Annotated in this window: 15 protein-coding genes; 9 read left to right on the plus strand and 6 right to left on the minus strand. The window is 71.5% G+C overall.

Annotation, left to right across the window (positions count from 1 at the left end; all coding sequences use genetic code 11):
• The first annotated feature begins 46 nt into the window (after positions 1-46).
• Positions 47-1813, plus strand: coding sequence for a prolyl oligopeptidase family serine peptidase (locus tag ACZ6YG_RS37040; RefSeq protein WP_271279593.1), 1767 nt, complete (start codon positions 47-49; stop codon positions 1811-1813).
• Here the strand turns inward: ACZ6YG_RS37040 and ACZ6YG_RS37045 are convergent.
• Positions 1810-3300, minus strand: coding sequence for a PP2C family protein-serine/threonine phosphatase (locus ACZ6YG_RS37045; RefSeq protein WP_466020547.1), 1491 nt, complete (start codon positions 3298-3300; stop codon positions 1810-1812). The genes ACZ6YG_RS37040 and ACZ6YG_RS37045 overlap by 4 nt on opposite strands.
• A gap of 177 nt (positions 3301-3477) precedes the next feature.
• Between ACZ6YG_RS37045 and ACZ6YG_RS37050 the strand changes: the two genes are divergently transcribed.
• A complete protein-coding gene (locus ACZ6YG_RS37050; protein ID WP_148036233.1) occupies positions 3478-7653 on the plus strand; it encodes a HAMP domain-containing protein in 4176 nt (1391 codons plus the stop codon).
• A 2-nt stretch (positions 7654-7655) separates the two neighbouring features.
• On the plus strand, positions 7656-8285 hold the full coding sequence (locus tag ACZ6YG_RS37055) for a response regulator (protein WP_148037228.1): 630 nt from the start codon (positions 7656-7658) through the stop codon (positions 8283-8285).
• A gap of 4 nt (positions 8286-8289) precedes the next feature.
• On the opposite strand, the gene ACZ6YG_RS37060 is transcribed toward ACZ6YG_RS37055, so the two are convergent.
• Together ACZ6YG_RS37060 and ACZ6YG_RS37065 are read right to left on the minus strand one after the other, a co-directional pair.
• Complete coding sequence (locus ACZ6YG_RS37060) at positions 8290-9498, minus strand: NYN domain-containing protein (RefSeq protein ID WP_148037229.1); 1209 nt, start codon at positions 9496-9498, stop codon at positions 8290-8292.
• 184 nt (positions 9499-9682) lie between these two features.
• Positions 9683-14179, minus strand: coding sequence for a zf-HC2 domain-containing protein (locus tag ACZ6YG_RS37065; protein WP_466020548.1), 4497 nt, complete (start codon positions 14177-14179; stop codon positions 9683-9685).
• Positions 14180-14288: 109 nt separating this feature from the next.
• On the opposite strand from ACZ6YG_RS37065, the gene pyrE reads away from it, so the two are divergent.
• Positions 14289-14822, plus strand: a complete 534-nt coding sequence (gene pyrE / locus ACZ6YG_RS37070; protein ID WP_466020549.1) for an orotate phosphoribosyltransferase — start codon at positions 14289-14291, stop codon at positions 14820-14822.
• Here the strand turns inward: pyrE and ACZ6YG_RS37075 are convergent.
• A complete protein-coding gene (locus tag ACZ6YG_RS37075) occupies positions 14797-15192 on the minus strand; it encodes a hypothetical protein (protein ID WP_148036231.1) in 396 nt (131 codons plus the stop codon). The genes pyrE and ACZ6YG_RS37075 overlap by 26 nt on opposite strands.
• 328 nt (positions 15193-15520) lie before the next feature.
• Here ACZ6YG_RS37075 and fbaA point away from each other — a divergent pair, with 328 nt between their 5' ends.
• The 3 genes from fbaA (at position 15521) to ACZ6YG_RS37090 (ending at position 18370) form a co-directional block, all read left to right on the plus strand.
• Positions 15521-16543 (plus strand): class II fructose-bisphosphate aldolase, encoded by a 1023-nt coding sequence (fbaA, locus tag ACZ6YG_RS37080; protein WP_148036230.1) that lies wholly within the window; start codon positions 15521-15523, stop codon positions 16541-16543.
• A 34-nt stretch (positions 16544-16577) separates the two neighbouring features.
• Positions 16578-16988: a DUF3151 domain-containing protein gene (locus ACZ6YG_RS37085; protein ID WP_148036229.1), complete on the plus strand. Its 411-nt coding sequence runs from the start codon at positions 16578-16580 to the stop codon at positions 16986-16988.
• 98 nt (positions 16989-17086) lie between these two features.
• Positions 17087-18370 carry an adenylosuccinate synthase gene (locus tag ACZ6YG_RS37090; protein WP_219545489.1) on the plus strand — a complete coding sequence of 428 codons (1284 nt, stop codon included), beginning with the start codon at positions 17087-17089 and terminating at the stop codon, positions 18368-18370.
• 7 nt (positions 18371-18377) lie between these two features.
• On the opposite strand, the gene ACZ6YG_RS37095 is transcribed toward ACZ6YG_RS37090, so the two are convergent.
• On the minus strand, positions 18378-19025 hold the full coding sequence (locus ACZ6YG_RS37095; protein ID WP_466020550.1) for a GNAT family N-acetyltransferase: 648 nt from the start codon (positions 19023-19025) through the stop codon (positions 18378-18380).
• 85 nt (positions 19026-19110) lie between these two features.
• On the opposite strand from ACZ6YG_RS37095, the gene ACZ6YG_RS37100 reads away from it, so the two are divergent.
• Together ACZ6YG_RS37100 and ACZ6YG_RS37105 are read left to right on the plus strand one after the other, a co-directional pair.
• Positions 19111-19479, plus strand: a complete 369-nt coding sequence (locus ACZ6YG_RS37100; RefSeq protein ID WP_466020551.1) for a GNAT family N-acetyltransferase — start codon at positions 19111-19113, stop codon at positions 19477-19479.
• A 55-nt stretch (positions 19480-19534) separates the two neighbouring features.
• On the plus strand, positions 19535-20440 hold the full coding sequence (locus ACZ6YG_RS37105) for a glycerophosphodiester phosphodiesterase family protein (RefSeq protein WP_466020552.1): 906 nt from the start codon (positions 19535-19537) through the stop codon (positions 20438-20440).
• Here the strand turns inward: ACZ6YG_RS37105 and corA are convergent, their stop codons facing one another.
• On the minus strand, positions 20441-21451 hold the full coding sequence (corA, locus tag ACZ6YG_RS37110) for a magnesium/cobalt transporter CorA (RefSeq protein ID WP_261809017.1): 1011 nt from the start codon (positions 21449-21451) through the stop codon (positions 20441-20443).
• Positions 21452-21483: the final 32 nt, after the last annotated feature.

The raw sequence follows: 21483 nt of genomic DNA on the forward strand, positions 1-21483 counted from the left end.
GCCGATGAGGACGGCGAGGGGCGCCCATGGGAGGGGAGCGCGGCGGATGAAGGCCGAGGAACGCTGGCAGGCCAGGTTCCGCGCGTCGCGCATGTCGCTGCCGTCCTACGCCCCCCTGGCCCCGAACCGCTCGATCTACCGCTCCAACGCCACCGGCACATGGGAGGTCTACGCCTGGGACCGCGCGAGCGGCGCCACCCGCCAGGTCACCGACCGGCCTCTGGGCACCGCCCACGCCGCGATCGACCCCGCCGGCCAGTGGATCTACTGGTTCGACGACACGGACGGCGACGAGTTCGGCATCTGGCGGCGCCAGCCCTTCTTCGGCGGCCCCGACCAGCCCGTCGCTCTGGGAGCGCCGCCCGGCCAGCCGGCCGGCATCGCGCTCTCGTCCACCGGCCTGGCCGCGATCAGCCTGGCCAGCGAGGGCACGTTCCGCATCCACCTGGTGCGCGACGGCGAGCACGTCAAGATGCTGTACGAGCACGGCGAGGCCGCCTGGGCGGCCGGCATGTCGATGGACGGCGAGCTGATCGCGATCAACCACGGCGAGTACGGCGACTTCCGCCACCCCGCGCTGCGCGTCGTGCGCCAGTCCGGCCAGGTGGTCGGCGAGCTGTACGACGGCCCCGGCATGGGCGTCGTCGGGCTCAGCTTCGCCCCGGCGCCGGGCGACTCCCGCCTGCTCGCCCTGCACGAACGCCGCCGCCGCCAGGAGCCGCTGGTCTGGAACCCGGTGACGGGCGCGCGCCGGGAGATCTGGCTGAAGGACGACGGCGAGATGACGGCCGAGTGGTACCACGACGGCCGCGGCCTGCTCATCCAGCGCGGTCACCGGGCCCGCAGCCACCTCCTCCGCTACGACCTGGCGGGCGGCGGGCTGACGCTCATCGAGACACCGCAGGGCGTCATCGAGGAGGCGCGCCCGCGCCCCGGCGGCCACGTGGAGTACTCCTGGTCCAGCGCCTCGCGCCCGCCGGTCATCCGCTCGACCAGCGGCCAGGTCGTGCTCAACCCCGGCGGCCCGGCCGCGCCACCGAGCGTCCCCCTGGAGGACCTGGACGCCGAGGGGCCGGGCGGGCGCATCCACGCCCTGGTCTCCCGCCCGGAGAACGGCGCCGCCCCGTTCCCCGCGGTCTTCCTGCTGCACAGCGGCCCGACGAGCCACGACAGGGACGCCTTCTCCCCCGAGGTGGCGGCCTGGGTGGACGCCGGTTTCGCGGTCGTCCGGGTCAACTACCGCGGCTCGACCGGCTACGGCTCGGCCTGGCGCGACGCGCTGCACGGCGACGTCGGCCAGATCGAGCTGGCCGACGTGAACGCGGTGCGCACCGCCGTGGTCGAGGCCGGCATCGCCGACCCCGACCGGCTCGTGCTGGCGGGCACCGCCTGGGGCGGCTACCTCACGCTGCTCGGCCTCGGCACGCAGCCCGGCCTGTGGGCCGCCGGCATCGCCGCCGTGCCCATCGCCTGCCACCGGACGTCGTACGAGGACGAGGCCGAGAGCCTGCGCGCCTACCACCGCGCGCTGCTCGGCGGCTCCCCGGAGGAGCAGCCGGAGCGCTACGCGGCCAGCTCCCCCATCACCTACGTCGACCAGGTGAAGAGCCCCGTGCTGATCCTGGCCGGCGAGAACGACACCCGCTGCCCGCCGCGCCAGATCCAGAAGTACGTGGCCCAGCTCGAACGGCACGGCCACGAGCACGAGGTCTACACCTACGACGCCGTACGGAGCAACCTGGTGGTCGCGGAGCGGATCGCGCAGACGGCGCTGCAGCTCGACTTCGCCCGCAAGCACCTGGGCCGGCGCTAGCGGGCGCGCAGCACCAGGATCGCCAGGTCGTCGGCGCTGGGCTCGGTGGCGAAGTCGGCCGCGCCCCGGCGGATGCGCTCCGCCACCGCCTTGGCCGACAGCCCCGCGCACTCGGCCAGCATCTTGGCCAGCCCGCCCTCGTCGTCGAGCAGCCGGCCGCCCGAGCGTCGCTCGGTGACGCCGTCGGTGACCGCCAGCAGCACGTCGCCGGGGTCGAGGTGGACGACGTCGACCTCGAAGACCACCTCGGGGAAGACGCCCAGCAGCGACTGCGGGGTGGTGATCGACTCCACGACGCCGCTGGGCTTGAGCCGCAGCGCCTCGGGGTGGCCCGCCGAGACCAGCCGGACCTCCAGGCCGTCGTCGGCCGGGGTGATGTCGCCGTGCAGCAGGGTCAGGAAGCGGGCCCGCTCGCCCTCTTCGAGGATGGCCTGGTTGAGCCTGCCGAGCACGGCCGCGACCCCGTAGCCCTCGCGGGCCAGCAGGCGGAGCGTGTGGCGGGCCAGGCCGGTGACCGCGGCCGCTTCCGGGCCGGTGCCGCAGACGTCGCCGATGGCGAAGCGCCACGAGTCGTCGCCGGCCTTGAACACGTCGTAGAAGTCGCCGCCCACCTCGTTGACCTCGCCGGCGGGCTCGTACACCACGCCGTAGTCGAGGCCGGGCACCTCGGGCTCGTTGGGCGGCAGGAGGCTGCGCTGCAGGGCGCGGTTGGCGGCGGCCTGCTGGGCGTAGACGCGGGCGTTGTCGGCGGCCAGCGCGGCGCGCCTGCCGATGTCCTCGGCGAGCTGGATGGCCTCGTCGGGGAACCGGTCGGGCCGGCCCAGGCACATCACGCCGAGACCTCGGCCGCGGGCGCTGAGCGGGACCGCGAGCACCTCGTTGTCGCCCAGGTGGAAGGTGGAGCTCATCCGGGTGCCGACGGCGCCGACGTCCAGATCGCTGAGCTGCTCGCGCAGCCCGTCGATCCTGGCCTCGTCGGCGTGCCACAGGTAGACGAGGCGGAGCGGCGAGGAGGCGGCGTCGGCGGTGTAGACGGCGCACCAGCTGCTCAGCCGCGGCACCACGACCTGGGCGATGATGGCGGGGACCATGTCGGGGTCGAGGGTGCCGGCGAGCAGGTCGCTGGCGTCAGCGAGGAATCCGAGCCAGTGGGGCCCGCGCCCGCTCTGCCGCTGCCACTCGACGGCTCCCGAGCTGTCGTGCGCGCCAGGTAGCGTGAGTCTGGCCCAATGGACACGGGAATCACCCGAGAAGGTGATCCCCCACTCGTCGACATGGACGGAGGGAGCTTTCTGATCACCATGTGAGGTGTTCCGCTGCTTCACCTCCACCTGGACGGAGCCGCCCAGGTGTCGCCAGAGCATCTCGAAAGGCTCGTCCACGACCTGCCCCGCGAGATCGCCGGCGATCTGCTCGGCGACATGGAGCATGCCGCCGGTGGCCCACGCGGTCATCACCTCGCGCGTGAACCTCATCGCGTCGGTCACAGCCGACTCGCCCGCCGCGAACGTCGCAGCTAGCACCGCATGGGGAGAAGCAGTCATCCTCTCGTGCCTACCACACTTCCCGTTGACTTGGGGTAAATCCAAGGACAGGACTACGAGCTACTCATCGTGACAGACTTGAATCACTCGCCGGAGTCCCCCGCGAGTGAAGGAGGCCCCATGACCACGGCCAAGGCCGCGCCAAGTCCTGAGGAGAGGACATATACCGAGGCGGATCTCGTCCCGATCCTGGAGACCCTGTTCTCATGGCGTGACGGCGACTTCCGGCGCCGGGTCCCGTATGCCCCTCCGGGCATCCTCAGTGAGGTGCGGTTGCTGCTCAACGAGGTGGCCGACCGCCGCGAGCACCTCGCCAACGAGCTGACCCGGGTGCGCAAGGAAGTGGTCAAGGAAGGCCGGTTCGGCGAGCGGCTGACGCCCGGCCCCGGGGTGGGGGCCTGGGCGGAGAGCGTGGAGTCGGTCAACATGCTGATCGACGCGCTGGTGAGCCCCGTGAGCGGCGCGGCCGACGTCATCGACGCGGTCGCGAAGGGTGACCTGTCGCGGCGGATCGACCTCGACCGCTCGGCCCGCGGCGAGGTGCGCCGGCTGGGCAAGGCGATCAACGGCATGGTCGACCAGCTCGCCCTGTTCAACTCCGAGGTGACCCGGGTGGCCAGGGAGGCCGGCACGGAGGGCCGGCTGGGCGGCAGCGCCAACCTGCGCGGCATGTCCGGCAGCTGGCGCGACCTCACCGAGGCGGTCAACACCATGTCGTCCCGCGTGGCCGCGCAGGTGCGCGACATCGCCGTGGTGACCACGGCGGTGGCCAAGGGCGACCTGAGCCGCAAGGTGACGGTCGACGCGGTGGGCGAGATGTTCGAGCTGAAGAACACCGTCAACACCATGGTCGACCAGCTCTCGGCGTTCGCCGAGGAGGTCACCCGCGTCGCCCGCGAGGTCGGCACCGAGGGCCAGCTCGGCGGCCAGGCCCAGGTGCGCGGCGTGTCCGGGGTCTGGAAGGACCTCACCGACAACGTCAACTTCATGGCCAACAACCTGACCTCACAGGTGCGCAGCATCGCCACCGTGGCGACGGCGGTGGCCCAGGGCAACCTGTCGAAGAAGATCACCGTCGACGCCCAGGGCGAGATCCTGCAGCTCAAGGACACCCTCAACACCATGGTCGACCAGCTCTCGTCGTTCGCCGACGAGGTCACCCGCGTCGCCCGAGAGGTCGGCACCGAGGGCAAGCTGGGCGGCCGGGCCGAGGTGCAGGGCGTGTCGGGCGTCTGGAAGGACCTGACCGACAACGTCAACTCCATGGCCAGGAACCTCACGTACCAGGTCCGCAACATCGCCCAGGTGACCACCGCGGTCGCCAACGGCGACCTCACCCGCAAGATCGACGTAGACGCCCAGGGCGAGATCCTGGAGCTCAAGTCGACCATGAACACCATGGTCGACCAGCTCTCCTCGTTCGCCTCCGAGGTGACCCGCGTGGCCCGCGAGGTCGGCACGGAGGGCCAGCTCGGCGGTCAGGCCCAGGTGCGCGGCGTGTCCGGGGTCTGGAAGGACCTCACCGACAACGTCAACTCCATGGCCAACAACCTGACCTCTCAGGTGCGCCAGATCGCCGCGGTCTCCTCGGCGGTGGCCCAGGGCAACCTGTCGAAGAAGATCACCGTCGACGCGCAGGGCGAGATCCTGCAGCTCAAGGACACCCTCAACACGATGGTCGACCAGCTCTCGTCGTTCGCCGACGAGGTCACCCGCGTCGCCCGAGAGGTCGGCACGCAGGGGCAGCTCGGCGGCCAGGCCCGCGTCCAGGGCGTGTCGGGCGTCTGGAAGGACCTGACCGACAACGTCAACTTCATGGCCAACAACCTGACGTACCAGGTCCGCAACATCGCCGAGGTGACCACCGCGGTCGCCAACGGCGACCTCACCCGCAAGATCGACGTCGACGCCCAGGGCGAGATCCTCGCCCTGAAGACCACCATCAACCGGATGGTCGACCAGCTGTCCTCGTTCGCCTCCGAGGTCACCCGCGTGGCCCGCGAGGTCGGCTCGGAGGGCCAGCTCGGCGGCCAGGCCCGGGTCGAGGGCGTCGAGGGCACGTGGAAGCGGCTCACCGAGAGCGTCAACGAGCTGGCCGGCAACCTGACCACCCAGGTGCGCGCCATCGCCACCGTCACCAGCGGCGTGGCCCGCGGCGACCTGACCCGCTCGATCGCCGTCGAGGCGCAGGGCGAGCTGGCGGAGCTGAAGGACAACATCAACTCGATGGTGGCCAACCTCCGCGAGACCACCCAGGCCAACCAGGAGCAGGACTGGCTCAAGTCCAACCTGGCCCGCATCTCCCGGCTCATGCAGGGTCACCGCGACCTGTTCGAGGTGGCCAAGCTGACGATGAGCGAGCTGACGCCGCTCGTGTCCGCACGGTACGGCGCCTTCTACTCGGTCGATCCGGAGAACGAGCGCGAGCTGCTGCTGATCGGCGGCTACGGCGTCCGGCCCGACCGCGGGCCGCGGGCGAAGTTCGCCTTCGGCGAGGGCATCGTCGGCCAGGCCGCCGCCGAGGGCCGCCACATCGTCCTCGACGACGTGCCGCCGAAGTTCATCACCATCGACAGCGGCCTCAGCCAGTCGACGCCCGCGCAGATCGTGGTGCTGCCGATCCTGTTCGAGAACCGCGTGCTCGGCGTGCTGGAGCTGGCCTCCTTCAGCCCGTTCGGAGAGGTCCACCTCGACTTCCTGACGCAGCTGGTGGAGAACATCGGCGTCACCATGAACACGATCATCGCCAACTCCCGCACCGAGGACCTGCTGACCGAGTCCCAGCGCCTCACCCGCGAGCTGCAGGAACGCTCCGACGAGCTGCAGCGCCAGCAGGAGGAGCTGCGCCGGTCCAACGCCGAGCTCGAGGACAAGGCGGCGCTGCTGGCCAAGCAGAACCGCGCCATCGAGATCCAGAACTTCCAGATCGAGCAGGCCCGCCGCACCCTGGAGGAGCGCGCCGAGCAGCTCGCCGTCTCCTCGCGCTACAAGAACGAGTTCCTCGCGAACATGTCCCACGAGCTGCGCACCCCGCTCAACAGCCTGCTCGTGCTGGCCAAGCTGCTGACCGAGAACGCCGAGGGCAACCTGACCCCGCAGCAGGTCGAGTTCGCCCGCACCATCCACGGGGCCGGGTCGGCGCTGCTCCAGCTCATCAACGACATGCTCGACCTGTCCAAGGTCGAGGCGGGCCGGATGGACATCCACCCGACCCAGGTGTCGCTGCCCAAGACGATCGACCTGCTGGAGGCGGCGTTCGGGCCGCTGGCGGCCGACAAGGGGCTGGAGTTCAGCGTCGAGGTCGACCCCGACCTGCCGCAGGAGCTGCGCGCCGACGAGCAGCGGCTCCAGCAGGTGCTGCGCAACCTGCTGTCCAACGCGGTCAAGTTCACCCCCAAGGGCGAGGTGAAGCTGCGGGTCGTCCCGGCCTCCCCGGACGTCGACTTCGACGACGACTCGCTGCACATCGCGCACGACCTGCTCGCCTTCCAGGTGATCGACACCGGCATCGGCATAGCGCCCGACAAGCGCGACGTCATCTTCGAGGCGTTCCGTCAGGCCGACGGCACCACCAGCCGCAAGTACGGCGGCACCGGTCTGGGCCTGTCGATCTGCCGCTCGATCGCGCGCCTGCTCGGCGGCGAGATCCACGTCGACAGCGAGCTGGGCAAGGGCAGCACGTTCACCCTCTACCTGCCGGCCACCTACATCGGCCCGCTGGCCGTCAGCGCCGCCGAGGGGCCGCGCAGCAGCGGGCAGCAGGTCGTGACCGCCTCCGTCGAGGAGCCGCCCACGATCCCCGAGGCGCCCGGCCTGCCGCTCGACCTGCCGCTGCCCGAGCTGGTCGAGGCGCCCGTCGAGACCAGCCAGTGGCAGGGCGACGACCCGCTCAGCGGCGCCAAGATCCTCATCGTCGACGACGACATCCGCAACGTCTTCGCGCTGACCAGCGTGCTGGAGCGACACGGCTCCACGGTCGTCTACGCTGAGAACGGCCGCGAGGGGATCGAACAGCTCGAACGGAACGAGGACGTCGCGCTCGTGCTGATGGACATCATGATGCCGGAGATGGACGGCTGGGCGACGACCTCCGCCATCCGGCGCATGCCCCAGTTCGCCGACCTGCCGATCATCGCGCTGACGGCCAAGGTCATGCGCGGCGACCGGGAGAAGAGCATCGCCTCCGGCGCCTCCGACTACGTGCCCAAGCCCGTCGACGTCGACCGCCTGCTGGAGCGGCTGCGCGGGTGGCTCAGCCGGGGCCGGGCCGCCGACTCTCCGGCCGAAGGGGCGTGACGATGCCAGACCGGGCCAAGATCCTGCTGGTCGACGACCGGGAGGAGAACCTCATCGCGCTGGAGGCGATCCTCAGCTCGCTCGACCTGGTGCCGGTGCGCGCCAGGTCGGGTGAGGAGGCGCTGAAGGCGCTGCTCAACACCGAGTTCGCGCTGATCCTGCTGGACGTGCGGATGCCCGGCATGGACGGCTTCGAGACGGCCGCCCACATCAAGCGCCGCGAGCGCACCAGAAACATCCCGATCATCTTCCTGACGGTTGTCGACAGCGCCCCCGACTACGCCTTCCGCGGCTACGCGGCGGGCGCCGTCGACTACCTCACCAAGCCCTTCGACCCGTGGGTGCTGCGGGCCAAGGTGTCGGTGTTCGCCGAGCTCTACAACATGAACAAGCGCCTGGCCGAGCAGGCGGCGCTGCTGCGCGAGCGGCTCGGCCACGAGCTGCCGCCGGGAGCCGGCGACCAGGCGTCGGTCCTGCCGGAGCTGTCCCGCCGCCTGCTGGCGGTCGAGGAGGAGCTGTCCCGCGTGCGTGAGCTCGCCCAGCAGTCCGACGCCTCCGCGCTGCGGGCCCCCCTCACCGACCTCACGGACCGCGTCACCCGGCTGCGCGCCGGCTTCGACGCCCTGACCTGACCGGTCAGCTGCGGGCGCGCTCCAGCGCGTCCCAGAACCCCCTGCGCAGGGCGTGACGGACCTCGTCGTGCAGCAGGAAGTCGATCGGCAGCGACGACCCCTGCAGCAGCCTGGCCTCCAAGTCGGACGGCATCCGGGGCTTGCGCGCCAGCACCGCCTCCAGCCAGAGGGCGGGCGCGTCGCGGGCCACGGACTCGCCGAAGTCGTGGCCCTCGCGGTGGGCCGCCTTGACCGCGTCGGCCAGCGTCGTGGCTCCCGAGGAGGACGAGGCCGGCTGCTGGGTCACCGGCGCCGGCTGCGGCCCCGTGTAGGGCCCGAGCTGCTGATAGGTGCCCGCGCTCGACGGCGAGGAGAACTGCCCGGTGGTCGGCGACTGCTGCGGCAGCTGCCCGGTCGCCGGCGCGGCCGGCTGCTGCGGCACGGGCGGGTCGGCGGGGAAGGTGTACGAGGGCAGCGACGGAGGCTGCGACTGGGCCCGGCTGGGCGGGGGACTCGCCGGCTGGGGCTGGCTCGCGGAGGAGTGCGGGGCGGCGTGGCTGCCGGTGCTGGCCGGGGCCGGGGGCAGCGAGCCGGTCGAGGAGGCCGGGGGCAGCGATGACGGCGCGGGCGCGGCGGGCAGCGAGTGTGAGCCGTGGCCGTTGCTCATCGGCTGGTGACCGTTGACGGCCTCCGACGACCCGGTCACCAGCGTCACGTACGGCCGCAGATGACCGGCGCCCAGCTCGATGAGGTCGTCGCACTCCTGGCGCAGGGAGCGCGAGGCGGCCCAGCTCCCGTCGGCGGCGATGTGGACCACGGTCAGCCGGACGCCGAGGTCCTGCGCGTCGCAGACGACCTGGGTGAGGTCCTCGTCGCCGCTCACCACGACCGCGTCGCAGATGGCGTTGTTGCGCGCCAGCGTCATCAGGTCGCGGTGGACCTGCGCGTCGACGCCCTCCCGGCGGCCGGGCCTGATGCGGGACAGGCGGAGCTTGAGACCGGGGATGTCGGCCAGCACGTCGTGCTCGGAGGTGCGGCGCCCCTCGATCGTGGCCTCGTACCAGTAACAGCGCAGCAGCGGCAGGCCGGTGCGCTCGCGGGACAGGCTGGACATCAGCTGCAACAGCCCGGGATAGTCCCACGACACCGACTCGCGATGGCGGGTGCCATGCACGGCCATCGCGCCGTCCGCCAGCAGATAGCCGGCGTCGACGAACAGCGCGCAGCGATCCACTGACACCGCCCCTTTCGTGGTGGTCCGACGTGCTGGCTCTGCACCGTCAGAGCCGGACTCGGCGGCCCTGTCCCAGGGTAATGAAAGCGGGTGATCGCGCGAGGGTGAATCCCGACGATTCGCCCCTCGACCGGCGTTAAGCCAGACCCGTTAGGCGAACCGTACCAGTTTGTCCTGGTCACCGTCACGGTCGCGCACGAACGCTCACCGCAACGACCCCGAACAGCACCACGCCCTCCTTCCCTGTGATCGTCAAGCTGGGACGGTGCCCCAGGACGTGGCTCACCGTGTCGACATCGACACCGAACGTCGTGCCGACCGAGGCGTCGCCCGCGTCACGGTCGCGGACCTCCGGCATGACCCGGCCGTCGCCCGCGCCGCGATTGCCGCCCTCCGGCGTGACCGGGCCGTGGCCCGCATCGCGGTCGCCGCCCTCCGGCGTGCCGGCCGAGCCGCTGCCTGCGTCGCGGCTGCCGCGCTCCGGCCTGACCCGGCCGTCGCCCGCGCCGCGATTGCCGCCTTCCGGCGTGACCGGGCCGTCGCCCGCATCGCGGTCGCCGCCCTCCGGCGTGCCGGCCGAGCCGCTGCCTGCGTCGCGGTTGCCGCGCTCCGGCGTGACCCGGCCGTCGCCCGGCGACACCCGGTCGCCGCGCAGGCCGGCGTCGCCTGCCCAGGCGACCAGTTCCACCCGGGCGGGGGCGCCGGCGGGCTCCAGTCCGCCGAGCGGCAGCCGCAGCGCCGGGTTGTCGCCGCCGACGATCCGGGTGTCGTCGAGGACGACCGCGTTGCCGTACGGGGCGGCCGGGTCGGTGGTGACGACCACGAGGCTCCAGCCGGCGTGACCCCGCGTGCCCATCGGCGGGTCCGCCGCCCACCACTCACCGTTCTTGGCGGCGCTCGCCGCCAGTCCTGTGACGTCGGCGTACGCCTGGTAGGCGGGGCCGTGGGGCAGTTTCTGCCAGGCGACCCGGCTGGGCCGTACGGTCACGTAGCGGCCCCTGCCGGGCGGCTTCAGCTTGATCGGCCCTGCGCCCTCGGCGGTGGCCGACCAGTAGAGCCCCGCCCAGAGGATCCGGCCGCCCTGGGGCAGGTCGAGCCGGGCGGCGCTGGAGGCTTTCGTTTTCCGGGACCTGTCGAGGTCGAGCGGCTCCAGGTCGCCGTCGCGGTGCTCACCCCCGGGCCGCTCCGCGCACCCCTGACGCTTGTCCGGGCACGTCAGCAACCCGTTCCCCACCGCCCTGACCGTCACCTTCCCGTCGGCGGCGAACCTGGCCGGCGCTCCCCCTTCCCACACCCCCACCGGCGCCCGCGCGCTCAACCTGAGCGCGCCCGCCTCCACCCGCAGCCTGGGCCCCTCCCCCTCCGGAGCGTCCCGCGCCACCCGCACCCGCAGGAACACCGACGCGACCTTCCCCGCCGCCAACGGCGCCCTGGCACACCGCACCCCACCTCTGACGGCCCGGCACGCCCACCCACCGGCCCGCCCTTCCCTCACATCCCCCACCCACTGAACCGCTGCCCGGCCGTGGGTCTCCGCTTTGTCCCCCCACTGGACCGTCGCCCGGTCCTCGGTCTTCGCTTTGCCCACCACCCACTGGACCGCCGCCCGGTCCCCGAGCTCCGCCTTGTCCCCCCACTGAACCGCCGCCCGGTCCTGGGTCTCCGCCTCGTCCACCACCCACTGAACGGCTGCCCGGTCTTCGGTCTTCGCTTTGTCCACCTTCCACTGGACCGCTGCCCGGCCCTGGGTCTCCGCCTTGTCCCCCCACTGGACCGTCGCCCGGTCCTCGGCCTCCGCCTCGTCCACCACCCACTGGACCGCCGCCCGGTCCCCGATCTCCGCCTTGTCCCCCCACTGAACCGCCGCCTGGTCCCCAGCCCCGGTGGCACTCCCCCACAGCCGTCCCAGCGAACCGGCCCCCTCCTGTGAAGGCTCGCGCGGGGCAGCGGGTGGTAGGACGCCTCCGCCCACGTCGGTGCCCGCACGATCCGCGGCGCCCTCCTGCGCACGCGCGAATCCGCTCGCTGCCTCACCTTCGTGCCAGCGCATGGCAGCAGGTAGAAGAACACCTCCGGCGAGGTTGGTGACCTCACGATTCACGGCAGAGCTTTCCTGCACCTGGCTCGCATATCCATCCGCCAGAGAACTTGCTGAACGCCCGCGTATTACGGCGAGTGGGAGAACAGTCCCGCCTCTACCTGCGCTTACGTCGACGCCCCCACGGTCCTCGGCCGTGCCCTCCTGCGCCCTCACGGATCCACCCGCAGGAGAACCGGCCGTCTCCGGTGGAAGTTCGTGCAGTGCGGCGGGGAGGAGAACACCCCAGCCCACTGCGCCCAGGTCGGCGGCTACCCCGCGCGTATGCATAGGGATGGCGTTTCCTGGGGTGAGCGTGCCGTCATCACGGGGCGATACCTCGGAGGTGTCCCATCCTTCGGTGTCCGTGTCTGTCGAGCTCTGAGAGAGCCGGGAGGCGGCATGCCTTTCCGCCGCCACCCACTGGACCGCGCCGGGCTTTCCCGGGACGGTCCATGGGGTTTCCGCGATCGGGCTCGTCTGGGGGACGAGGGTGACGCCCGGAGGCAGCTCGATGGCGGCGTAGATGTCCCGGGTCGGCGCATTGCCGATGTTGCGGACGCGCATGGCCACGATGCCGTCCTCGCCCCGTACCAGGGAGCCCATCGCCGCTACGGAGGCGCGCAGGCGGGCCGTCCTGCGCTCGCTGGACGCCCCCACCCGCTCGCGCTCCGGACGGCGGGCGCGTTCCCCTCCAGCCTCGTCCGAGGAGGACCGGGCGCGGTCCCTCCTCGGCTCCCCGGACGAGGAGCCATCGCGATCCCGACCGGACGAGGAACCACCGCGATCCCTTCTGGCCTCACCGGACGAGGAGCCGGCACGCTCCCGATCAGGCGTGCGTGACGAGGACCCGGCGCGATCCCTTCTCGGGTCACGGGACGAGGAACCACCGCGATCCCGGTCAGGCATGCGTGACGAGGAACCACCGCGGTCCTCTCCCGGGTCACCGGACGAGGAACCGGCACGCCCTCGATCAGGCCCACCGGGTGAGGAACCACCGCGATCCCTTCTCGGCTCACCGGAGGAGGAACCACCGCGATCCCGGTCAGGGTTGCCGGACGAGGAACCGGCACGCTCTCGGGCAGGCCGGCCGGGTGAGGAACCGTCGCGGTCGGCGCTGGCCTCGCTGGACGAGGAACCCGCGTGCTCTCGGTCAGGCGGGCCCGTACGGTCGCGGCTCGCCTCGTCGGGGGAGGCACCGGTGCGGTCCCCGCTGGCATGGTCGGGCGGGGAGCCGGTGTGGCTTCCGTCGGGGTCGTGGGGTGGGACGAGGGCGGGTGGCCGGCCCTCGGGGACGCCTGCGCGGGACGGGCCGTGCGGGCCCATCGCTGACGGCCGGTCAGCGGTGCCTGCCTCGCCGTGCAAGCCCGAGGCCTTGGAGTCCGACGGCGAGGCGGCGGCTGGGGTCCCCGAGCCTTGCGTGCCCGTGTTCTGGGGGGCCGCGTCCGACGGGCCGGCGGACTTCGAGCCTTGGGAACCCGTACCGCTGGAGGACTGCGTTTGCGCACCAGAGCCGTCCGCGACGGAGCCGCCTGGGCCGGATCCGTCTCCACCCGAGCCATCCGAACCTGGGCCGTCCGCGCCTGACCTGTCGCCGCCGGAACCGTCCGAACCCGAGCCGCCCGTACCGCCCGCACCCGTATGGGAGAGGTTCTCGCCGTACAGGCCGACGTGGTCGTACTGGTCGGCGGCGGAGCGGGGGTGGGCGTCGGGGCGGGCTCCCACGTCCTGGCCCGACACCACGGCGAAGGCCGCCGCCACCGCCATCACCGTGGCCGCCCCGCCCGCCACCGCGACGTGCGTCCGCCGCATCCGGCCCAGCGTCCGCCGGGGAGCGGGGGCGGGCCGGGACAGAGCCTCCAGATAGCCGGCGGCCGCGTCGCCCAGCACCAGGGGCCCGATGACCGTGCGCAGCCCCCGGTTGACGTCGGTGAGCTCCCGCAGGACGGTGTGGCAGTTGGGGCAGTCGCGCACGTGCTCGTCCACCGACCGCGAGTCGCGCCGGGTCAGCCCGCCGCGCACGTACGCGCCCAGCTTGCCGATCACCGCCTTGCACTCGGGCGGCGGCGACCCCGTCAGGTAGAGCTGCAGGTACGCCTGCCGCAACCCCTCACGAGCCCGATAGGCCAGCGCGGAGACCCCGTTGGCCGACAGCCCGAGCAGCGGCGCCACGTCGGCGGACCGGGCGTTCTCCACCTCGGTGTGCCACAGCACCGCCCGCCACCGCTCCGCCAGCGACAGGTAGGCCTGGGCGATCAGCGACCCCTCCAGGCGGGCCGACGCCGGGTCGGCGGGCATGGCGGTGTCGGACAGCTCGATCTCGCCCGTCACGCGGGTGCGGTCGTGGACGGTGCGCCGGACCACGATCAGCAGGTAGGTGCGGAAGGCCGACGCCGGCCCGCCGCCACGGCCCACGTGGTCGAGCACCCTGGTGAACGACTCGGCGACGACGTCCTCGACCTCCGCCTCGCCGTACACGAGCTGCCCGGCCAGGGCGCGTGCGGCGGCCACGTGACGCTCGTAGAGCTGCCCGTACGCGGTGGCATCACCCCCTCTGACGGCATGCAGCAGGTATGCGTCGCTCTGCGGTGTTTCCACACTCATGGTGACCTCGCGGTTACGAACCGTTGCCCGTGCAGTCATTCCGCACTCACGCCCATGGCTAAACCGAGCGCGTCTCTTTGCCGTCGAGGACCGGCTCTAAGCTGAACCCATGAGCGACCGTGACAGACTGCTGGCCGAGATCGAGAAGAAGGCCGTCGTGCACGGCCGGGTGGTGCTCTCCTCAGGGCAGGAGGCCGACTTCTACCTCGACCTGCGCCGCATCACGCTCGACGCCACGGCGGCCCCGCTGGTCGGCGGCGTGCTCCTCGACCTGACAGCCGACCTCGACTACGACGCGGTGGGCGGGCTCACGCTGGGCGCCGACCCGGTGGCGACGGCCATGCTGCACGTCGCGGCGGCGCGCGGGCGTTCGCTGGACGCGTTCGTGGTGCGCAAGGCGCAGAAGGCCCACGGGATGCAGCGCCGGATCGAGGGCCCCGAGGTGAAGGGCCGCCGGGTCCTCGTGGTCGAGGACACCTCGACGACCGGCTCGTCCCCGCTGACGGCGGTGGAGGCGCTGCGCGAGGAGGGCGCCGAGGTGGTCGCGGTGGCCACGATCGTCGACCGGGGCGCCGCGGCCAGGATGGCCGAGGAGGGCCTCGACTACCGTTCCGCCTTCACTCTGGCGGACCTCCGACTGTGAACGCCTCCCGCTCCCCCTGCTCGCCCCGCGGCCGGAGGGTGCCGTTCTCGGTGACGCGGACGGTGCCGGCGTCGGAGATCACCACGTCCAGCTCGGGCTCGAAGTAGCTGACCTCCTCGCCCTCGGTCATCTCGCGATGCTGCAGCACGTCGCCGCCGGGGACCCGTACGGTGACGAGCGGGCAGGTGGCGGCCACGCACTCGATGCGCACGGTCGGCACCGGAGCGGTGACCGTGGGCGTGGCGGACGTCCGCTCGGGCGCGGCGTCCTCTGTGTCGAGCGAGTCGAACAACGCCCGCCCGCCGATGACCAGCAGCACCACGAGGGCCGCTGCCGCCAGGACGGCGAGCGCCAGTCGGGCGAGGCCCATCGGATCTGACCTGTGGCGTCCCACGCGCCGAGACTATCCAATGGTAAGACGGCTTTCCCGATGTGTTTCGAATGCCGACGGCCGACACCGCAACCGGGATGGTCAGCTTCTCGGCCGTGAACGACCGAGCTTGCGGCTCCTCACCGTCCATGGCTTCGACGGTTCAGCCGCTTCAGCAACCGCTTAGCCGATGTGGTCTGCTTGGCCTGCAGGCGGCGGCGCAGCCGCCCTCCCAAGCTGCCGTTTCCTCCCGGACGTGAACGCCCGCGGGGTTCCATGCCGGATTATGCTGAACAGCGCGAAGCCGTTACTTCTAGGGAGATGACTCATGCCCATCGCGACTCCTGAGGTCTATGCGGAGATGCTCGATCGAGCGAAGGCAGGCGGGTTCGCCTATCCGGCGATCAACGTGACCTCTTCCCAGACGCTGAACGCCGCTCTTCGCGGCTTCGCCGAAGCGGAGAGCGACGGCATCATCCAGGTGTCCACGGGCGGCGCCGAATACCTGTCCGGTCCGACGGTCAAGGACATGGTGACCGGTGCGACGGCGCTCGCCGAGTACGCCCGGGTGGTGGCCGCGAAGTATCCCGTCACGGTGGCGCTGCACACCGACCACTGCCCCAAGAACAAGCTCGACGGTTTCATGCGCCCGCTCGTCGACATCTCGCTGGAGCGGGTGTCGAAGGGCCTCGACCCGCTGTTCCAGTCCCACATGTGGGACGGCTCGGCCGTGCCGCTGGAGGAGAACCTGGAGATCGCCAAGGAGCTCCTCGACAAGTGCGCCCGCGCCCGGATCATCATGGAGATGGAGATCGGCGTCGTCGGCGGCGAGGAGGACGGCGTCGTCGGCGAGATGAACGAGAAGCTCTACACCACCACCGGTGACGCGCTGGCCACGGCGGAGGCCGTCGGCCTGGGCGAGCAGGGCCGCTACATGCTCGCCGCCACGTTCGGCAACGTCCACGGGGTCTACAAGCCGGGCCACGTCAAGCTGCGGCCGAGCGTGCTGAAGGAGATCCAGGAGGCGGTGGGCGGCAAGTTCGGCAAGGAGAAGCCGTTCGACCTGGTCTTCCACGGCGGCTCCGGCTCGGCGCTGGAGGAGATCCACGAGGCGATCTCGTACGGGGTCGTCAAGATGAACGTCGACACCGACACCCAGTACGCCTTCACCCGGCCGGTGGCCGACCACATGTTCCGCAACTACGACGGCGTGCTGAAGGTCGACGGCGACGTCGGCCAGAAGAAGACGTACGACCCGCGTTCGTGGGGCAAGTCGGCCGAGACGGGCATGGCCGCCCGCGTCACCGAGGCGTGCGAGCACCTCAAGAGCAGTGGGACGAAGCTCTCCTAGCCACGAAGACGGCCCGGCGGGTATGACTTGTCCTATGGATAACCTTCTCGCCGGGCCGCCCCCGACGCAGCTGCCGGACACGCCCGAGGCCAGGGAGGCCCTCGATTCCGGCGTCAAGGCCTCCGACGTGGCCGCCCGTTTCCCCGCCTACCCGGCGGCCTGGGCGGCGCTCGCGGAGGAGTACTTCGCCCAGGGCCACGCCGTCACCTCCTACGCCTTCGCCCGCACCGGCTACCACCGCGGGCTCGATCATCTGCGCCGCAGCGGGTGGAAGGGGCATGGGCCGATCCCGTGGGAGCACGAGCCCAACCGCGGGTTCCTGCGCTGCCTGTACGCGCTGAGCCGGGCCGCGCAGGCGATCGGCGAGAAGGACGAGGCCGAACGGTGCCTGCAGTTCCTCAAGGACAGCAGCGAGAGCGGCTATGACGCGCTGACCAAGGGGTAGCTCTTGGGACGATAAGCCCCACTCGGGTAGTCTCTCCACGCAAGAGCCCCTGTCGCGCTTGCGCCAGGGGTTTCGTTTTGTGTTCGGGAGACTTCACCATGCCGGCTGCCGTTCTCGTGGGTGCCCAATGGGGCGATGAGGGCAAGGGCAAGGCCACCGACCTGCTCGGTGGCGACGTCGACTACGTCGTCCGTTATCAGGGTGGCAACAACGCGGGCCACACCGTGGTCATCGGCGACCAGAAATACGCGCTGCACCTGCTGCCCACGGGCATCCTGTCGCCACACGTGGTGCCGGTGATCGGCAACGGTGTCGTGATCGACCCAGGGGTGCTGCTGGGCGAGATCGACGGCCTGGCCAAGCGGGGCATCTCCGCCGAGCGGCTGCTCATCTCGGCCAACGCGCACCTGATCATGCCTCACCACAAGGCGCTCGACAAGGTGACCGAGCGTTACCTGGGCAAGGCCAAGATCGGTACGACCGGCCGCGGCATCGGCCCGGCCTACGGCGACAAGATCTACCGGGTCGGGGTGCGGGTGCAGGACCTGCTCGACCCCGGCATCCTGGCCAAGAAGATCGAGGTGGCGCTGGGCGAGAAGAACCAGGTGCTCACCAAGGTCTACAACCGGCGCGGCATCGAGGCCGAGGCGGTCGTCGAGGAGTATCTCGGCTACGCCGAGCGGCTCAAGCCGCACATCGCCGACACCTCCCTGGTGCTGAGCAAGGCGCTGGACGAGGACAAGTTCGTGCTGCTGGAGGGCGGTCAGGGCACGCTCCTCGACATCGACCACGGCACCTACCCGTTCGTCACCTCCTCCTCGCCCACCTCGGGCGGCGCCTGCGCCGGCGCGGGCATCCCGCCGAACCGGCTCACGAAGGTGATCGGCATCCTCAAGGCCTACACCACCCGTGTCGGTTCCGGCCCGTTCCCGACGGAGCTGGAGGACGAGATGGGCGAGTGGCTGCGCCGGACGGGCGGCGAGTACGGCGTCACGACCGGCAGGAACCGGCGCTGCGGCTGGTTCGACGCGGTGATCGCCCGCTACGCCACCCGGATCAACGGCGTCACGGACTTCTTCCTCACCAAGCTGGACGTGCTGTCCGGCCTGGAGCGGATCCCGGTGTGCGTGGCGTACGACGTCGACGGGACGCGGCACGACGAGATCCCGATGACGCAGACGGAGTTCCACCACGCCAAGCCGATCTACGAGGAGCTGCCGGGCTGGCAGGAGGACATCACGGGCGCCAAGACGTTCGAGGACCTGCCGCCGAACGCCCAGGCGTACGTGCGCGCGCTGGAGGAGATGAGCGGCGCGCCCATCTCCGCGATCGGCGTGGGCCCGGGCCGCGACCAGACCCTGGTGATCCGTTCCCTGGTCTGACCAGCGGTCAGCCGGTGAAGACCGCCGCCGTCATGGGCGAGCGGAGCCGCCAGCCGAGGCTCTCGTAGAGCTTCCTGCCCTCCGGGGTGGCCACCAGGACACCTGTGGTGGCGCCCCGGGAGACGGCGGTGGCGGCGAGCGTCTTCATGACGACGACGCCCAGGCCGCGGCGGCGGTGGTTCTCGGCGGTCTCGACCCGGTCCACCACGGCGGCCCAGCCGGCCGTGGCGAGCTGGCCGCGGGCCGCTATCTCGCCCGCGTCGGTCAGCAGGCGGGCGACGGTGACGCCGGCCCGGGTGGTCACGGCCAGCGTGTAGCCGGGCGGCGCCGCCGCGTGCTCGCGGGCGAGCGTGCCGGTCATCAGATACTCGGGAGGGTCGATGGCCCAGCCCGGCGGCAGCCAGGGGGCGATCAGCTCGGCCGGGGCGCAGAGCTTCAGCCAGGTGCCCGGCACCGTGATCGCGGACGTCAGCCGCTGGATGAGGGCGGGCGTCGGGTCGGGGACGACGTGGCGGGCGACGTGGCCGGGCAGGCCGGTGTCCACCCGCAGCCCCCAGGGCTCGGTCACGGGCGGCGGGGTGCCGCGCGAGACCGTCCACCCGTCCACCCAGGCCCGTACGGTGTCGAGCCGGGTGGATTCGAGAGCCTTGGTCATAGTTGCTCAGCTTATTGCAATATTGTTGTATTTTTTGCCAAAAAACTGGGTGCACAGTGGGGTAACGCCTGCTTAACCTCCTCCCATGGACATCCGTCGCGTCACCCGGTCCGAGGCCGTCGAGGAGGCCGGTCACCTCTTCGACGCGGCTCCCCAGAGGTTCGCGGACGAGGGCTGTCATCTCCTCGTCGCCTACGTGGACGGGTTCCCCGCGGGGATGGTGACCGGGGTGGAGATGACGCACCCCGGCAAGGGCACCGAGATGTTCCTGTACGAGCTCTCCGTGGACGACCGCTTCCGCGGCCGCGGCATCGGCCGGTCACTGGTCACCGCGCTCGCCCGGCTGGCCCGCGAGCGGGGCTGCCAGGGGCTGTGGACGGCCACCGCGGAGGACGACAGACCGGCCGGCGACGGGGACCAGGCCGTCCACACCTGGGAATTCGGCCGGCCGTAGCTCCGGTCGGGCGTGGCACTGCCTGAACACGGCCCGCGCCAGATAGGGTCCCGGTGTGCGCGTTGAGATACATGGTCATCGGGGGGCGAGGGGCCTCTGGCCCGAGAACACGCTGCCCGGAATGAGCCGGACGATGGAGCTCGGGGTGCACGCTCTGGAGCTCGACGTCGCGCTCACCGCCGATCGCCGGCTCGTGCTCACGCACGACCTGACGGTCTCCGCCGTCACGAGCGCCGACACGCGACCGGTCGCGCCGGACGACCCGGCTTTCCCGTACGTCGGGAAACCGATCAACTCGCTCACCCTCGCGCAGCTCCGCACGCTCGACGTGGGGGTGCGCTTCCCGCGCCATCCGCAGGACCCGTTCGCGCTGACCCAGGTGGCGATGCCCGAGACCCGCATGCCCACGCTCGGGGCCGTGCTCGGGCTGGTCAACGCCTACCAGGCGGCGGGCGTACGGCTGCACATCGAGCTGAAGTCCGACCCGACGCGGCCCGCGCTGTCGGCCGCCCCCGAGGAGTTCGCCGAGCTGGTGCTCGACGAGCTCGACCGGCACGGCAGGCTGCACAACGCCGCGATCCTGAGCTTCGACTGGCGGATCATCTCGCGGGTGGCCGAGCTGGCGCCCGACGTCCGACGCTTCGCGCTGGTCGAGCTCGACACCCTCGGCTGGAACGGCCCGCTCGGCGACGACGTCCCCGCCGCCGCCCGCGCCGCCGGCGCCACCACGCTCTCGCCCGAGCACGTGATGGTCGACGAGCGGCTCATGGCCCAGGCCGCCGCGGCCGGGCTCGACGTCGCCGTCTGGACCGTCAACGACACCACGCTCGGCGCCCGCATGCTCGACCTCGGCGTCTCCGGGATCGTCACCGACTATCCCGACCGGATGCGCGAGCTGTGGCGGGAGCGCGGGCTTGAGCTGCCCGAGCCGGTCGGGCCGCTCAAGCCGGTCGGCGTCTGACTAGAGCCAGCCGTTGCGGCGGAAGCCGCGGTGCAGCAGCACGCACACCGTGACCATCACGGCCAGCACCGCGGGATAGCCCCACACCTGGCGGGTCTCGGGCATGAAGTCGAAGTTCATGCCGTAGATCCCGGCGATCATCGTCGGCACCGCCAGGATGGCCACCCAGGACGAGATCTTGCGCATGTCCTCGTTGGCCAGCGCGTTCGAGCGGGCCAGCGCGGCCTGCAGGATCGAGCTGCACAGCTCGTTGGACGACTCCACCTGCTCGCACACCCGTGCCAGGTGGTCGCCGACGTCGCGGAAGTATTCGCGCATGTCGGAGGGGATCACCCGGCGCTGCGGCAGCGCGGCCAGCGGCGCCTGCAGCGGGGTGACCGCCCGCTTCAGGTCGAGCATCTCGCGCTTGAGCTGGTAGATCCGGTTGATGTCGCGGGAGCTGACGTCGGCGAACACCGTGGCCTCGACGTCCTCCAGCTCCAGCTGCATGAGGTCGGCGACCTGGAGGTAGCGGTCGACGACGTGGTCGGCGATCGCGTGCAGCACCCCGGCCGGGCCGCGGGCCAGCAGGTCGGGACCGTCCTCGATGCGCTCGCGCACCTCCGTCAGCGGGCAGTGCTCGCCGTGGCGCACGGTGACCACGAAGTCGGGGCCCAGGAAGATCATGATCTCGCCGGTGGCGATGATCTCACCGGCGGGCTCGGCGCTGTCGAGGTACGCGATCGTCTTCAGCACCATGAACATCGAGTCGCCGTAGCGCTCGACCTTGGGGCGCTGGTGCGCCTTGACGGCGTCCTCGACGGCGAGCGGATGCAGCCCGAAGACCTCGGCCAGCCACTCGACCTCCGGCGCCGCCGGCTCGTGCAGGCCCACCCAGACGAACGCCTTGGCGCCCTCGGTGATCCTGTTGTGCCGGCGGACCAGCTCCAATGACTCGACGATGCCCGCGGCCCGGGTCTTCTCGCCCTCGATGTACGCGGCGTACTCCACGATGGAGTCGACAGGTGGCACGCACGCCTCGGTCACGGTCTGGAGACGCTGAC

The sequence above is a fragment of the Nonomuraea sp. NPDC054003 genome (assembly GCF_055585125.1).